Origin of the sequence: Xenorhabdus bharatensis (assembly GCF_037996705.1) — a bacterium.
GTDB classification, from domain to species: Bacteria; Pseudomonadota; Gammaproteobacteria; order Enterobacterales; family Enterobacteriaceae; genus Xenorhabdus; species Xenorhabdus bharatensis.
On the sequence record NZ_JBBMXG010000010.1, the window covers coordinates 120,969 to 137,408 of the forward strand.

Genomic DNA, 16,440 nt, shown 5'->3' on the forward strand with positions numbered 1-16,440 from the left:
GATATCTACTTCCAAAAGTGCGCAGATGTACCGCAATGCTTGCTCTCCCTTTCAGGCTACAGGAGTTTTGTTTCGCCACCCGAAGGCGATCCTGACAGGCGATGGATCTTCTTTGGAAGCAAAGATATTAACGGTTAGCCAGAAGGGAGTCAAACGACCGTTTTTCCTGTCATCCTGACTTTTGTCTGAATTCCCGTACAAATTCCGCCAATCTCCCCATATTCGGCCAAAATCATACAAAAATTGGATTTAATTGGTTAATTAATTTTATTGGTGAATGTGTACAATAAATCACCTTTACAGACTGGATGCCTATTTAAATTCAGCACAGAACCGCTCCCTGACAGATAAAACATAAGTGAAATTCAATGAACAACAACAAGGAATCACTGTACCTGAGAGAACGTGCCTATCTGCGGGAACTGGCGCAACGTGTGGCGAAAGACTCACCGCATTTGGCCGATTTTCTGATTGCCTCCCATGATCCCGATATTACGCGTCTTTTTGAAGCCTTTTCTCTGTTGATTGCCAGTGTACGGGCTAAACTGGAGGATGAACTCCCCGAAATCACGCACGGTATTCTGTCCCGTATCTGGCCGTTAGCGTTATGTCCCATCCCACCCACTACGATACTTCAGTTTTATCCCGCCGATGGCGAACATCAGGGCAGCACAGATATTCCAGTGAACACCGCTGTTTCCGCTCACCACAACGGGCAGTTAATGACGTTTAAAACCGGCCGTCCGTTGCATATTGAACCCCTGATCGTGCAACAACGCGCGGTGAAAAAGACCGGCACCCACAGTGAAATTATGCTGACTCTGTGCCAGACCGGCACGGTATCTCCGGTCTGGCAAAGTGGTGCATTAACTTTTTTCCTCGGCACTGACACCGAAAAGTCCGCCCAGCTCAGTCTGTGGCTGGATCAACATATTTGTGAGGTCAGCCTGAACACGCAGGGCAAGCAGCGAAAACTGCGAGGTTTTCCTTATGGCTGGCACAATGTATTTGATAATCCGGTGCTGCCTCTGCCCAAAAATACGTATTCCGGTCTGCAACCTCTTGTGGAGTATTATGCGCTGTCCCCACTGTATAACTTTGTCACGCTGGATATCAGCAACAGTTGTACCACCGTGCCATTGAATGCGGACGGCACGTTTGAGCTGATTTTTCGTTTCGAGGGTGAATTGCCGCTGACGGATATCGACGAGGCATTCTTATTGGGCTGTGTACCGGCTATTCATCTGGAAAATCGGGTAAGCCTGCCCATTGAGCTGGAAGCCGGTAATCACCGTTATCCTCTGCCGTTGGGAGAATCGGTGCGGTTGTTCCGGCTGGGTGATATTGAGGTTGTGGAACAGCCCGGTGACAGTGAGCAACGCGGGACACCGTATCATTGGCTGCCGATTGAACAGTTTACCCCGGCCGGGCACTTTCGGGATGACGACCAGCAACCCGACACGTTTTACTACCAGCTTCAGACTGAGCAAGATTTTCTGGGCCAAATTCAGCACCGGCTGCACTTTTTTGATTTGACGGGCAAACCGGCCAACGACTTACCTGCCATTGCGATTTTGTGTTATTTCACCGGCTACCATGAACAGGCACCGGCATTAACGCAGGGCACGATTACCGTGACGCAGGAAGGCGCACCGTCTCATCTCAGCGTCCACAATATCACGCCGGTCATGACCGATTACCCGCCTCTGTTGCAGGAAAAGAGCGGTTGGCCGCTGCTGTCCTGCCTTTCCAGCCCGCCAATGATGCTGTTTGCCACCGACAGCCTGAAACAGTTTCTCCGGTTGTTTGACCCGTATGCCGACACGCATCGTCCCCTGAGCCGCCAGTTCCACCAACACATTGACGGTATTGTGCAGGTCGAAGAGCGCCTGACCGACCGGATGCGGCTGGGGCGTTCTGTGCGTGGGCATTTACTCGCGCTGACGCTAAATCCCGACTGCTACCGTAATCCGGGGGAAATGTACCGTTTCTGCCGGTTAATCAATCAGGCGCTGGCCTGTTTTATCACCCAATCTGCGTTTGTCATGCTGGAGATTTTTACGCCTGACAGTCACAAGGCACTGTGGCAGTTCTGGCATGTCGATGGACTACGTCCGGAAATGTAATGGATTAAGGAACACATGACAGAAACCATAAGGAAAAAATCAATATGAAAAGTGGATTACGCTTTGTCTGCCACATTGCCGGTGTGCCGGCAGAAACCTTTGCTGTGGGAGAATTTTCTCTACAAGAGGGATTATCCGAACTTTTTACCCTGAACCTGACGCTGGTCAGAGCCGGTAACGCAAACCCATTCAGGCCACAGGCTGACATTGATTTGGCCTCATTGTTGATGCAGGAAGCGGTGTTGCAGGTGTTTAACGGGGACAGGCTGCAACGTAAAGTCACCGGTATCATCTCCCATGCTGACTGGGTCGGCACCGATGGCAACAAGACACTCTATACTCTGACGGTGCGCCCGGCCTGCTGGCGGCTGACGCTCAATCAGGACAGCCGGATTTATCATCAGCAAAATGTCCCGGCGATTTTAAACAGCCTGCTGAAAAAACACCGGGTACAGGCCGACTCAAAACTCTACGATGCGCATCAGGACAGGGAATACGTGACCCAGAAACGTGAATCCGATTATGCGTTTTTCAGCCGTCTGGCAGCGGAAGAAGGCATCAGCTTCTGGTTTGAGGATGAAACGGCGTTTTTCAGCGACAGCCATCTGGGGATGACCGCCGGGCTGCCGCTGCAATACCAGCCGCAGCCGGAAACCGCCTACGGAACCGATACGATTTATCAGGTGCGGCTGGGTGTCGGTATGAGTCCGCAGCGCAGCCTGCATAAAGATTTCAACCCGGCAGAGCCGCGTTATCACCTCTCCCATATGCACAGCAGCGAAGGCTTCCGCGATTTCGGCAGCCAGACCCCCTATGCCGTGTTTGAAAGTTACGGGCGTTTTCAGAAAGATGCGGCGGCTATCCCGTTTTTAAAATACCGGCAGGAAGCGCTGGACAACCAGAAACAAACCGGTAGCGGCAGCAGTAACTGCATCAAACTGATGCCGGGTAAAATCTTTGAGATAAAAAATCACCCCCATAAGCCACTGAATGTGCGCTGGCAGGTGGTCGGCATCAGCCACCACGGGCGTTGCCCACAGGCACTGGGCGATAGTGGTGGTGAAGGCACCACACTCAGTAATCATTTCAGTTTTATCGACGGCCTTGCCGACTGGCGTCCGCCTTTCCACTATAAACCGCTGGCCGATGGGGATGAAACTGCCCTCGTGGTCGGCCCGAAAGGGGAAGAAATCTTCGTCAATAAAGACGGGGCGATTAAAGTCCATTTTCACTGGAACCGCTATGACCCGCCGGATGATGGCGCTTCGTGCTGGGTTCGTGTAGCACAGGGCTGGAACGGTAACGGCTTTGGTTTTATGGCGATACCCCGTATCGGTCAGGAAGTGATTATCTCCTATCTTAATGGTGATATTGACCGACCAATTGTTACCGGTTGTGTCTATAACGGCCTGAACCGCCCACCACTGGATTTACCGGCCCAAAAAACCCGCACCACCTTTAAGACCAAAACCCACAAAGGCAAAGGATTTAACGAACTGCGTTTTGAGGATGCGAAAGACAGCGAAGAAATCTATCTCCACGGTCAGAAGGATTTGACCGCGCACATTGAAAACGATGCTTACTGGCATATCAAACATGATCAGAAGAGCCGCATTGATAACAACCGTTACCACGATATCCGCGCCGATGACCATCATCAGGTCGCCGGTTCGCGCAAAATCACCACTGAAGGCGATGTATCGCACCGGATTGCCGGCAGCCAGCATATTCAGACCGGGGATGCCACCGTGATTGACAGCGGGCAGGAAATCCACCTGAAAAGCGGCGGTAAAGTAGTGCTGGAAGCGGCTGCCGAAATCACCCTGAAAGTCGGCGGCAGTTTTCTGAAAGTCACGCCGGGCGGCATTCTCTGCTCACCGATTAATGTTGGGCAGGGTTCAGGCGGCAGTGGTCGCGGGGTTTCACTGCAATTACCGGAAGGCGTGGCACCACTGGCACAAGTGGGGCAGCTCCCGATGGCGGAAGCACTCCCGATAACCGAGTTTCCGGCTAAGCCTCCCTGCGCCATTCTCGCGCAGCAAGAGGAAAACTGGGTTATTACCGGAGCAGAGGAAGCATGATGGAATCGACTAATTGGAAAAGCTGGTTATCACAGCAGGACAGCGGCGAGTGTTATTTTCTGGTCAACAGTCTGGCGAAACCGAATCCCGTCCAGCTCTTTTACCTCAACGACTGGACAGAGCAGGCATTTCCGCTCTACAGCGGTACACCGATGAATGCCATGCTGGAGCAAAGTCCGTGGCTGATCCAACCCAAAGCCAAGTGCCTGCCGGAACTGGCGCAATTGCTGGATAAACACGCATTCAGTGATGCCAGTTGGGGCTGGGGCTATCGCAGTACCTTACCGTGGTCATTTCAGTTAGAACACTGGCGCTTACATCAGCAGGTATTACTACATGGTCAGGTTGTGGTGTTGCGACTGATGGATAACCGCATTTTCACACCGTTACTGCCCGCGTTGAAACCGGGGGATTGGCGTGAACTGTTAACACCGGTGAATGAGCTGATGATCGATACGCCCGCTCCGGTTTGCTATTCCCGCCCAGAAAATTGCCCTCAGGAACTGAATAAGAATTTATTTGTGCTGGGCGATCATCTGATTGAAGCCCGTTACTCAACCGATACGACGCTCAAGAATCTGGCTTACGCGTTAAGTTGTCAGCTTTGGGAAGAAAACTCCGAATTAGCACTGAAACTGGATGAACCTGAAGGGCAATTGCAAACAAGCCTTGTGGTGTGGTTAAAACAGGTGAGAGGTGAAAAACAGAACCTGAATAAACTCACCGTTGAACACTTTATTACCGATAACCCACAGGTTGTGGTTAGAAAAGAAATTTAAGATTAATTAAGGAAAAAAAGAATGAGTCAGTTAGAACAAACGGATTGCATTAACTGCCAAGATATACTGAAACACTGGATTGAATTTCAACTCGTCGATGAACAGGGTGAACCATTAACGGGTATACCTTATAAACTGACAAGTCGTGGAAACAAAAGCATTGTGAGAACGGGCACCACAGATGGTAATGGTTTATTGCGTGAAGCAGATCTTCCCCCTATGCCTGTGACATTATCTGTTACAGCACAGCCTCTTGCCGATGAAATAGTGAAACGAACACCCCGCCAGCAAACTGGAGAGGCTAATTCTCTTGTTAAGCCAACGGCTATATTGGACGGACATGAATACCAATATATTACATTGGGTAGGCTCAGTAATGCATACCCTAAGATTAAAGGCTGGCAGGAAGACGAATTGAAGTCATCTGAACACTTTAAAAATTCGACATTAAAAGGTTTCAGCACATCTCAACTTAAACGAAGGCATGTGTTGGAAATGCAGGTGATTGAAAGTGGTATTAACTTGACTATTGGCGTCTTTTTTGATGGAACGGGGAACAATGTAGATAATACGGATGAACGTTTATGCGCTAAAGAAAACAGTGATCCAACCCCAGAACAGTTTAATAATTTTGTGTGTTCCTTTAATAAATATGGAGCGCCTGGTGATGTCTGGCGACTAAGTTACGACAATTATTACACCAATGTGGTTTTCTTACATAACATATATAGTAATAATGAAATTAGTGAAGGAAATCATCAGATTAAAGTATACATTGACGGTGTTGGCACTAAGTCAGGGGAATCCGATAGTGTCGTTGGGTATGGAACAGGACGAGGAGATACCGGCGTTGTTACTAAAACAGATATTGGTATCGAGAAAATAAAAAATGAACTTACGAAATTTTTAGAAACAACAGAAGATAATGTCAGATCACTTCAGTTCGATATTATTGGTTTTAGTCGAGGAGCTGCATCAGCCCGTCATTTCGCTAACCGTGTTTTGAAACAAGATAAAGATTTGTTAAAGGCACTTAATGAGAGCCTTGCTGATCATCGTTATCTGGAGAATTCCCGTTATCCTACCGGTAAGACCCGCTTTCTGGGTATCTATGATACGGTTACAGCAATTGCTGAAATGAACAATCTGCTCAATCCCCATAATTCTTCTGTGACAGGACCTGCTAATATATTTTTATCTTCTGATATTGCAAAAAGTGTTTTCCATATTACAGCGCAGAATGAATGCCGTTATAATTTTTCCTTAAACAGTGTAAAACCTCACTGGCCTGAACTTGAACTACCCGGCGCACATGCTGATGTTGGCGGCGGATATGATCCTGTGGGTGATGAAAATTTATGTATTACTCGACCGAAGATGATGGAAGTTTCAGGGTTTGGAGTACCTTCAGATAATAATCTTCATGTTTATAAAAATACGCAAAAAGAGTTGGAGCAGTTAAAAAAATCCCCGACCATTGGCTCATTAGTCACAGATGAAAATGTTAAGCTGATCACATGGCATGATGATAGTTCAGAATATGCTAAACGATCGGGTTCGACCAAGGTGATGGCAGCAGCAGTTCTTACTCGTACCATCCAAAATGATTGGTCTAAAGTGGGTATGCTGGTCATGCAGGATGCCGCCCAAGAAGCAGGACTGGTTTTTGATAAACCAAACGATAATGATAGTAATTATCAACTTCCAGCGGAGCTTCAGGCGATAACAAAAAAAGCTATTGCTCAGGGGCTGGCTATCAGGCAGGGGCAGAAACCAGAGCCTTTTACTCAGGAAGAACTGACTCTGATAGGGTCTAAATACACTCACTTTTCAGCAAATTGGAACAATACAAAAACAAAAGATAATAACATGCAAGGGGATATTTTCCCGGCGGAAATTGCTTATGCGAATCGTCCTAATAGTAATTGGCGTAGAACTATTTTTGATAATAATGGCAAGGATATTTCATAATGAGAAACAAAAAAACATTAGCTTTGTTATTCAGCTTGGGCATGATATTCGGATTAGCGGCCTGTCAGTCATATCCGTCAGGAAAGCGAGTAGTAACCTATAAACCCATTGTGCGCAACAGTGAACGGCTACCTTATGATAAATGGAGATTTCAATTTATTACTCCAGAATATTTCCCCGCCAGTATTAGTTTTGTTCAATTTTTGGATGAAGATAATTATCTTGTGCAAAAATTTATGCCTGATGGAGCAAATTCAGATTTTAGAAGTGTGAATTCATGGAGTAAGAAATTAGGAGGGGGGACTAGCGGGATTAAAAATCATGGTGAAGCCTTACCCCAGGCATTATTAGTTTGCTGGGATTCTGTGATTGATAAAAAAACCTACCAGACACAGTTTGTTTTTACACCAGATATCCGAAAGTTGATGAGAGAGCCTTCTGTTGGCCAACGAGTTAAAAATCATATTTTCTATCGAGATACCTTATTTATTGGTTTGGCTCCCGGTGGAACCGGCAAGGCTTGGTTACGGGGTTATGATAAAAACAATGGCGATAATATCTTAGTGGCCACGGGTGAATCAGTTTCCGGTGAAGATATGACGATATGTCAGGGAAAAACAAAAGTTCTGAATGGTTATAGTGAGTATTCAGAACATATTAAAAACTTTATCAAAGGGAAAGAATACCCCTACGGTGAGTGGTAAAACGGTTATTTGGAAATCGCCTCAATATCAGAAGTTGGCATGACTTATTTATGATGTTGATGGGAGCCAATATTGATAACTGGCCGGAAAGCATTTCTTGCTTATTTTTCTAAGTGTCACTGACGCGCTGCGCTTGTCATCTCCGTGCTACCGGGCTAATACATTAACCCGATAGTACGGAGAGCTGAAAAACACTTGCCAGAAAAAATAGTTCCTCACCTGCTCCTCATTTTTCTCCTCACTTTTTATTTTCCTCACTGCGAAAACAGGTGAGGAATTGATAATTTTTTATCCTTAAAAATCAATGCGTTTTATGCTCCTCACTTTTTCTGTATATAGGCGAGAAAAGTGAGGAATTTGGAGAGGTACAAATTTCCTTTCCTCACCATTCCTCACCATTCCTCACTTTCTGACTCACTTTTTAATCTTCAATATTCTGGTTAATAATCGCGAGTTCCAGCCCGTGGCGGGTAATCAGTCCGTCCTGTTCTAACTTGGTCAACCAGCGGCTGAAATTCTTCACATTCACGCCCATCGCCTTTAAATCATCACGCACAAGGGCAATGCTGCAAGGTTCTTTCAGAGCAGTACGCGACCGGATGCACTGCCACAATGCCGTGTGGTTGTCGGTTTTATTGGCGACATGCTCGATTTCTTCCTCTTCAGCCGGATCGCGTGGTTTGTCAATCAAGGTTAGTGACGTAATATCTTCACCGTCCTTGTCGGTAAAAAGCTCCACCACGCGCATATCATAGGCTTTGGTGTCCGGCTCCTCGGCATCTTTCATTTTGGTGCAGGTGATAACCAGTGAGCCGCCTTTCTTCCCTTCCCGGCTGATCTTGTATTCAACATCTAATGCGGCGCGAAGGGCGCTGGAACCTCTTGCGCCTTTGCTTTCATCTTTGCCGGAGTGGTGAACTACGAGAATACTTGCCCCTGTTTTGGCTTTCAGTTCATCACAGCCCCGGACAAATGCGCCCATATCTTTGGAATCATTTTCATCCGCACCGCCAAAGCAACGGGCTAATGTATCCAGAATAATCAGGCGGACAGGCTGGCCTGTTTCAGTTTCAACCTGCCGGGCGGCAATCACCAGTTCATGCACTTCGGCAGGTGAGGCCGGAAAGACTGGAGTATTAATCAGATACATATTTTCAACCGTCTGACCGTTGACGATTTCCCATGCTTTGATGCGCCGGGGCACACCAATCCCGCCTTCACCAACCACGTACAGTACAGCCCCCTGAGCAACCTGTTTTCCTGCCCATGCCTTACCCGTGGCAATATGACAGCCCCATGCGCCCGCCAGAAAACTTTTATATGAACCGCTCGCCCCGTAAATGCTGCACAAGGAATGCGCCGGAATGATGCCTTTAACCACGTAGTCTAATTGGGCATCAAAGCCCTCAGAGCCAACTGACAGGGGTAATTTTGTTTTACGATTTGGATAAATACTCTCGACGTTGTCATAACGACGGGTTTCTATTGCGTCATTGCTCATCGGTTCTCTCACCTGATATAACGCCTTATTAAATGCCTGTTGTGCTGCCTCAATGCCGTATTGCTGGCGATAATCATCCCAGTCGGCTTTATATTCTGTCGGTGGTAACGTGACCCAACCCTTAACCGCAAGAGCTGCTTTTTCTGCTGAAATCTTGCCGATATTTACTTTGAGTTTGCCGTGCTTATCCAGTTCGTCGGAGTGATGCCAGTCATTATCTGCTGCAATAATGATTTTCGTATCAGGCCAATGTTCCCAGACAGCTTTGGCAACAGAAAGCAAATTACCTGCATCTAGTGCGACCAGAACCACACCTTGATGTAACTGGTTAACTGTGAGTGCCGTGGCGTAACCTTCGGTAATGATTACCGTGTCGGGATAATCTTCCAGCTCTGAAACCGAAATAAATGCGCCTTTTTTCTGGCTGCCAGAGAGTAATTTTTTCTCACCATTGGGTTTGATGATCTGCGCACCTGTAACTTTTTTATCCAATGTTGTCAGTGCCAACACTGCCGAATTATCGGGCAACAGCCGTTGATTAGGGTAATGCAGCCCTTTTGCCGTCAGATAGGGAGATTGCCCGGCGACAGTCTGTGCCATCAGTGCCGCCACTCTGCCGGCAATGGGTTGTGTTGGATAGGTAATTTCTCTGGCGGGCTTGAGTTCTGGTAAAGGCAATGCTTGCACGTTAGCAATAACTTTTGCTGCTTCAAGAATCGAGATCCCATTGGTTTTTGCGACTAAATCCAGTCCATCGCCATAGTTCGGGGCATCACACTGGCGGCAGTGCCCGTTGCCGTGATGATGGTCGTCGATAAAGTGAAAGCGGTCAGTGCCGCCACAAACCGGACAGGCACCATGTTTACCCTTTGCCGGAACAGTAATGCCGCAGGCAGGTAGCAGGTTTTGCCACGAATACATAGCCGAAGTTTTCACGGTCTGGATCAAGTCAAGCGGTTTTTGATTGCTTGATTTTTTTGGGGCTGTAAATTTAGGGCGAGTTTGGGTATGCTGTGTATCAGCCATCATTTTTACCTTGCTTAATGGTTGTTGGTGAAACGCCCTGTCAGTGTTTGCGGCACTTCGGGGCGTTGTGTTTTTATGTTACTTTCTTATGTCATAGTCTTTTTTGTGTTATGCTGCCCGCGATTCTGCGATACGTTGTGCGATCCAGTTATCAATCTCAGCTTCAATAAAGGCCACAGAACGTGGGCCGATTTTGACCTGTTTCGGGAATTATCCGTCACTAATCAGTTTGTAGATCCACGCTTTGCTGTAACCCGTTCTGCGCTGCACTTCCGGCAAACGAATAAAGTTTGTCTTTGCTGTCATTGTCATATTTATTCTCCTGTTACCGAGTCCCTGAGCGCTCATCGTGGACGTTGTTTGATGACAGGTGGATTATTTAAAATGCAAGATTAAATGAACAGCGTTAATTGTTTTTCTCCCGATGAAAATTAACGGGTTGCAAATTGTACTAACGGTTCTTTTTGTCGCGCAGCGGTTTGGCGAAGTCATACGGTGTAACGGGCTTTTCCCGGTTGGCATCCAGATAATCCGCCCACCACTGCACCATCAGCCGCCGTTCATCCAGATGTTTGGAGGTGTGAATATACGCAGCTCTCACGTTGTTACGTTCAATATGGCTTAATTGGCGTTCGATGGCGTCATCACTCCATAGGCCGGATTCCCCCATTGCACCACGCGCCATTGTTCGGAAGCCATGTCCGCAGACTTCGGTTTGGGTGTCGTAGCCCATCGCCCGTAATGCCTTGTTAACGGTGTTTTCGCTCATGACTTTCGCGGAATTATGATCGCTGGGGAACATGACTTCGCAGTTGCCACTCAGTGCCTGTAACGCGTTGATAAGCCGGACAGCCTGACGACTCAACGGGACAATGTGATCGGTTTTCATTTTCATGCCACGCTCAGAAAAGCGAACGCCTTTAATGGGTTGCCTTGTGGCGGGAATTTTCCACACCGCGTTTTCAAGGTCGATTTCCTGCCAGCGGGCGAATCTCAGCTCACTGGAGCGGACAAACGTCAGCAACGCCAGTTCGACGGCGATTTTGGTCAGCAGGCGCCCGCGATAAACAGACAATCGGTTCAGGAAATCTGGTAAATCTTCATGAGGCAGGGCAGGGTGATGGCGTGATTTTACGGTGGAAAGTGCGCCAGCCATATCACTGGCAGGGCTGGATTCGAGGACATCATTCTGGACGGCATAGCGCATGATAGCTGTAACACGTTGTTGCAATCGCTGGGCAATGTTGTGTTTACCCGCCTCATCAATGGCTTTGATGGGGGCTAAAAGCTGGCTGGTTCTTAACGTGGTAATATCGAACCTGCCAATCTGCGGGAAAATAGACTGTTCAAGGCTGCGCAGCACTGTTTGGCTATGTCTGTCACTCCAGCGTTTGTTGCTGGCATGCCATGCACGGGCGATGTGTTCAAAGGTATGTGTGATTTTCGATGGCGAGGCAGTGCTTTTTTCTCGGCTTTGGGATCGACGCCCTGTGCCATCAGCTTTTTGGCTTCATCCCGTCTGGCACGGGCACCGGCTAACGATACTGCCGGATAAACACCAAATGCCAGACGATCTTCTTTCTTATCGGTCGGACGGTAATACTTCATCCGCCAGTATTTTGAACCGCGTGACGAGACTTCTAAATAAAGGCCCCCGCCATCGGCGAGTTTGTAGGTTTTTTCTTTGGGCTTTGCAGTTTCGATTTGCCGGGCGTTTAGTTTCATTATTAAGGGCATTCCTTTAATCGAACAGTAAGTGCCCCGAATTATGCCCTTCGCTGCCTCTTGATTGCAACAGACGAAACTAGACCTAAAAATAAGAATGGGTGTTGATTTTGCTGGATTTAGCAGGAATTGTTTTGCTGGGCTGGACTTCACTGGAAGTTGAAGTGGTGCCCGGAGGCGGAATCGAACCACCGACACGGGGATTTTCAATCCCATCGTAAGTTAATTCAATGTAAAATTTCCTAACAAATCCGATTTGTACGCTTAACTTTAATGAGTGTACAAAATGATAGTTCTTCCGATAATTTCCCCCAAAGGTGGCGAAGGTAAATCCACCCATGCCGCCAATCTGGCAGGATTTTTTGCCGATGCCGGTTTTCGTGTTCTCCTGATTGATGCGGATTATTCGCAACCCACTGCCAGCAGTATTTTTCCTTTGTACTATGAAGCGCCCGCCGGGCTGTATGAATTACTGATGCAGACGGTGGATCTGAACCAGCCTGAGAAGATCATTTCCCGTTCGATAATCAAAAATCTGGATATTCTGATTTCCAACGATCCCGATGAACTCCTGCCAACGGCGATGCTGCATGCTCCCGACGGGCGTTTACGCTTGCGCAACATTCTGCAACATCCTCTCTTCAGTCAGTACGATATCATTTTCATTGATTCCAAAGGTGCGACAGGTGTGATGAGCGAGCTGGTTGTACTGGCGGCCACACAGGACGTTCTGGGGATAATCAAACCGATTCTGCCCGATGTCCGCGAGTTCCTGCGTGGTACCCTGCGAATGCTGACCCGGCTCCGGCTCTTTGAAAACTACGGTATCCGGTTGCTTGCTATCCAGATACTGGTCAATGGGATTGAAGGGACGAATCTTGACCGGGACACACTGAGTGAACTGACTGACATTATCAATAACAGACGGTATGACGCCTCGGCACTGGGTGGTAGGCAGATTTATCAGCTGCTGAAAACCCGGATAGATCTGCTGGATATCTACAAACTGGGACATGTCCGTGCCCAGCCCGTGCATCGCCTTGAATATAAAACCACCCGGAAAAGTCCGGCGGCCGCACACACCATACACAGTCTCGCCTGTGAGTTAGTGCCCCTATGGGCGGAGAAATTCGATGCGGTACTGACTGAACAACCGACGGGAGATACACAATGAATGTTATCTGGCGAGCTGTCTGTTTTTGTTATGACAATGCCGAACTGCCGTTCACGGATACGCAGGATGAGTGGTTTGTGTTTATCGATGCACCGGATCGTCAAGCGGCGCAGGCAAAGTTTCAGGCATTATTACCGGCTATCTGGGGTGTTTCATCTGACCTCGTTGAGCATTTCAGTCCCCGTAGTGAAGAAGAATTATGTGCGCAGTCACTGATGCCGGGGACACCGGATGATGTGGCTTTGCTGGAATGCGGTTGGGCACAGGATAAACCGCAGTATTTAACCGCCAGCGAAGTGCTGTTCTGGGTGGCTTCCCCTCAACTGCAACAGCGGTTAATCGCGGCGCTGAATACTGTCAGCAGGGAGGCTGGTGATGCACAGGCATGATTTTTTACAAGCCGCGAATGAAGTACAACCCAGCAATGGTTACGCTGAAATGGCCGTGATTGGCGGGTTGATACTGGATAATGATCGCTGGGATGACCTTGTCCAGCTACTCACCCCGGACGATTTTTTCTTTCCGGCACACCGGATACTGTTTCAGGCGATAGTTGAACTGACAGAAAAAAATACGCCGTATGATTTGCTCACCCTGGCGGATTTACTGACCCATCAGGGGCATCTGGACAGCGTGGGGGGCTTTGCCTATGTGGCCGAACTGTGCAAAAACACGCCCAGTGCCGCCAATATTGTGGAATACGCCCGCATGGTGGCCGAAAAAAGTCAGTTACGTCAGTTACTGGCGCTGGGCAATACCCTCAGCACGGAGGTTTTTCAGCCCCATGTGCAAGCCGCTACGCTGGCCGAACAGGCCGAAAGTCAATTGTTCCGTCTGGCTGAAAAAGGGGCTGCCCGGCAACAGCAGGCAGTCACCCTGTTGCAGGGCGCCGAGGCGCTGATTTCCCATCTGGAACGCATTCAGGGCAGTAACGGGATCACCGGGACACCGACCGGGTTTCAGGTGCTGGATGACATGACCTGTGGCTTACAGCCGGGGGATCTGATCCTGCTGGCTGCCCGTCCTTCAATGGGCAAAACCGCACTGGCGCTGGCGTGTTGTCTCGGTGCATTACGAAGCCGTGAGGATGCGGTGGTGCAGATTTTCAGTCTGGAAATGCCGATCGCCCAACTGATGCTCCGTCTGTCGGCGATGGAAGGCGGCGTGGCGTTAACAGCATTGCGCAGTGGCCTGCTGGATGATGAACAGTGGGGGCGCATCAGCCAGAGTCTGGAGCAGTTTTCTCGCTGGGATCAGCGGCTGATTATTGATGATTGCAGCCTCCAGACTCCCGCTTTATTACGCGCCCGTGCCCGCCGTTATACCCGCAAATACGGTCAACCGGCCCTGATTATGGTGGATTACCTCCAGCTGATGTGCGCACCCGGACAGGAAAACCGCACACAGGAAATTGCCGACATCTCCCGCAGCCTGAAAGCGTTAGGCAAAGAGCTGGATTGCCCGGTGCTGGCACTGTCTCAGCTTAACCGACAAGTCGAAGCCCGCCCCGAGAAACGTCCCAATAATGGGGATCTGCGTGATTCCGGCTCACTGGAGCAGGATGCCGATTTGATATTACACCTTTACCGCGACGAGGTCTATCACGAGGGCACGCCGGATGCGGGTATTGCCGAAATCATTATTGGCAAGCAGCGACAGGGACCGACAGGCACGGTGCGTGTGCGGTTTGAGGCGCAATATACCCGTTTTTCAGATTTCGATGACAGCGGGAGGTAACGGATGGGACGTAATACGCAGAATTTAGGTCATGCCTTGTTACAGCAGGGGCGGCAGGCCGTGGCCACGCTCAATGACAGCCCGCCAATGGCAGAAATGCCGATGGTCCTGACACTGGATCAGCTACGCCCCAATCCGGATAACCCCCGGACCAGCCGCAATCCGCGTTATGACGATATCAAAGCGTCAATCAAAGCCCGTGGGCTGGATACGGTGCCGAAAGTTACCCGTGATCCTGACGGTGACGAGGTTTATATCTTCAGTGATGGCGGTAATACGCGCTATCAAATTTTGTCCGAGTTGTGGCAGGAAACCGGTGATGAGCGATTTTACCGGGTGCATTGCCTGTTTAAACCGTGGCCGGGACGGTTGCAGTGTGTGATCGGACATCTGGCGGAAAATGAACTGCGGGGTGACCTCAGCTTTATTGAAAAAGCGCTGGGTATCTGCAAAGCCAGAACGATTTATGAAACGCAGAAACAGAAAAAAATCAGCCTGCGTGAGTTGTCCGGACTGCTCAGTGAAACCGGTTTTCCTGTCAGTGCCAGCCATATCAGCCGGATGGAAGATACGTCCAGTACCTGTACCCGTGGATGCCTAATCTGCTGGCATCTGGGCTGGGAACACCGCAGATACGTCTTTTACTGGTATTACGCCAGAATGCGGAGACGGTCTGGCAACAGCATGTTTTCAGTATAAACCCGGAACCCACATGGACCTTTGATGAGGTTTTTGGGAGCTGTTGTCGCAAGTTTGATGCATTGGAAGACTGGTCGCCGGAGATGTTCCGGGATGAGCTGATCGGCGATTTATTGCAGGCACTGCCACATCCGTTTTTGAATTATGACCGTTGGATATTGGAATTAGATCCGAAAGAAAGTAATCGCAGACAACTCTTTGGCGAACAGGCCTCCGCGTTTGAATATGTGCCGGCGGTTTCTGCTGCAGCCAATAATGTGGCGCCGATTCGGGTGCCTAAACAGGAATCGAACCCACGGCGCGTTTCCCAACCCGTCAGCGTCAGCGAGACGGCACAAAACCCGGAGATGGAATATTCCCCGGTGGAAGAAACGGGCTCATCCGTTGCGTTTTCCAGCAAAAATCCGGTGATCCCGCCTTATCATCCGGAGAACGGGGATAACTCACCTGAATCTCCCCAGAATGCTCCTGAGGCCGAATGCCTGCACTTTGCCCAAACCGGTCTGGAGCCGGTGAGTTCGGTCTGGGACATTTCCCCGATGCAGGACGATATCGAGCATCTGCAAAGTATGGTGTTCCGGTTGGCATTTGAACTGGCCGAAATGATGGGCTGTGATCGCGATTTGCTTCCCGTGTCGGATGAAGGTTCAGCCGGCTTTTGTCTGGTCAATGCGCCGGAAGCTCATGCCTTTTCGCGTTTATTGCTGTCGCTGACCGGAGAAAACACAGTTGACGCCCCGGTATTGACGCTGACTGCCGTTCTGTTTGGCACACCCCATCGTGAGGAGATGCCTTTATTGGATGATACCCAGACGGTGAAATTCCTGCGTTTGCTCCGGGTTATTCGCCGTTTGCGTGAACTTCAGCGCGCAATAGCGCCGGAGACGATAGCAGTGTAGCTATACCGGTACGGTGCG

Annotated in this window: 9 protein-coding genes and 4 pseudogenes; 9 read left to right on the forward strand and 4 right to left on the reverse strand. The window is 49.2% G+C overall.

Going from position 1 to position 16,440, the window contains the following annotated elements; translation table 11 throughout:
* Window positions 1–368 precede the first annotated feature (368 nt).
* From AAC855_RS11410 to AAC855_RS11430, 5 genes are read left to right on the forward strand one after another with little or no spacing between them, the layout of a single operon-like run.
* Window positions 369–2,126 (forward strand): type VI secretion system baseplate subunit TssF, encoded by a 1,758-nt coding sequence (locus AAC855_RS11410; RefSeq protein WP_340609708.1) that lies wholly within the window; start codon window positions 369–371, stop codon window positions 2,124–2,126.
* A 44-nt stretch (window positions 2,127–2,170) separates the two neighbouring features.
* On the forward strand, window positions 2,171–4,207 hold the full coding sequence (locus tag AAC855_RS11415) for a type VI secretion system Vgr family protein (RefSeq protein WP_340609709.1): 2,037 nt from the start codon (window positions 2,171–2,173) through the stop codon (window positions 4,205–4,207).
* Window positions 4,204–4,986, forward strand: coding sequence for a DUF4123 domain-containing protein (locus tag AAC855_RS11420; RefSeq protein ID WP_340609710.1), 783 nt, complete (start codon window positions 4,204–4,206; stop codon window positions 4,984–4,986). The genes AAC855_RS11415 and AAC855_RS11420 overlap by 4 nt, the downstream gene beginning before the upstream one ends.
* A gap of 21 nt (window positions 4,987–5,007) precedes the next feature.
* Complete coding sequence (locus AAC855_RS11425; protein ID WP_340609711.1) at window positions 5,008–6,957, forward strand: phospholipase effector Tle1 domain-containing protein; 1,950 nt, start codon at window positions 5,008–5,010, stop codon at window positions 6,955–6,957.
* Entirely contained in the window at window positions 6,957–7,661 is a 705-nt protein-coding gene (locus AAC855_RS11430; protein ID WP_340609712.1) for a DUF2931 family protein, read from the forward strand. Before AAC855_RS11425 ends, AAC855_RS11430 begins: the two co-directional genes overlap by 1 nt.
* Window positions 7,662–8,082: 421 nt before the next feature.
* On the opposite strand, the gene AAC855_RS11435 is transcribed toward AAC855_RS11430, so the two are convergent.
* The 4 genes and pseudogenes from AAC855_RS11435 to AAC855_RS11445 form a co-directional block, all read right to left on the reverse strand.
* A complete protein-coding gene (locus AAC855_RS11435; protein ID WP_422824376.1) occupies window positions 8,083–9,762 on the reverse strand; it encodes an AAA family ATPase in 1,680 nt (559 codons plus the stop codon).
* Window positions 9,763–9,921: 159 nt separating this feature from the next.
* A pseudogene (locus AAC855_RS21625) lies at window positions 9,922–10,191 on the reverse strand (primase-helicase zinc-binding domain-containing protein); the annotation flags it as partial.
* A 105-nt stretch (window positions 10,192–10,296) separates the two neighbouring features.
* Window positions 10,297–10,500: pseudogene (locus AAC855_RS11440) on the reverse strand (helix-turn-helix transcriptional regulator).
* A gap of 139 nt (window positions 10,501–10,639) precedes the next feature.
* Window positions 10,640–11,913: pseudogene (locus AAC855_RS11445) on the reverse strand (tyrosine-type recombinase/integrase).
* Window positions 11,914–12,199: 286 nt separating this feature from the next.
* On the opposite strand from AAC855_RS11445, the gene AAC855_RS11450 reads away from it, so the two are divergent.
* From AAC855_RS11450 to AAC855_RS11465, 4 genes and pseudogenes are all read left to right on the forward strand, one after another.
* A complete protein-coding gene (locus AAC855_RS11450; RefSeq protein WP_340609713.1) occupies window positions 12,200–13,087 on the forward strand; it encodes a ParA family protein in 888 nt (295 codons plus the stop codon).
* Window positions 13,084–13,476 (forward strand): hypothetical protein, encoded by a 393-nt coding sequence (locus tag AAC855_RS11455; protein ID WP_099123359.1) that lies wholly within the window; start codon window positions 13,084–13,086, stop codon window positions 13,474–13,476. Before AAC855_RS11450 ends, AAC855_RS11455 begins: the two co-directional genes overlap by 4 nt.
* Window positions 13,463–14,824 carry an SPI-7-type island replicative DNA helicase gene (gene dnaB-PI / locus AAC855_RS11460; RefSeq protein WP_422824374.1) on the forward strand — a complete coding sequence of 454 codons (1,362 nt, stop codon included), beginning with the start codon at window positions 13,463–13,465 and terminating at the stop codon, window positions 14,822–14,824. Before AAC855_RS11455 ends, dnaB-PI begins: the two co-directional genes overlap by 14 nt.
* A 3-nt stretch (window positions 14,825–14,827) precedes the next feature.
* Window positions 14,828–16,422 (forward strand): annotated as a pseudogene (locus AAC855_RS11465) (ParB family protein).
* Window positions 16,423–16,440: the final 18 nt, after the last annotated feature.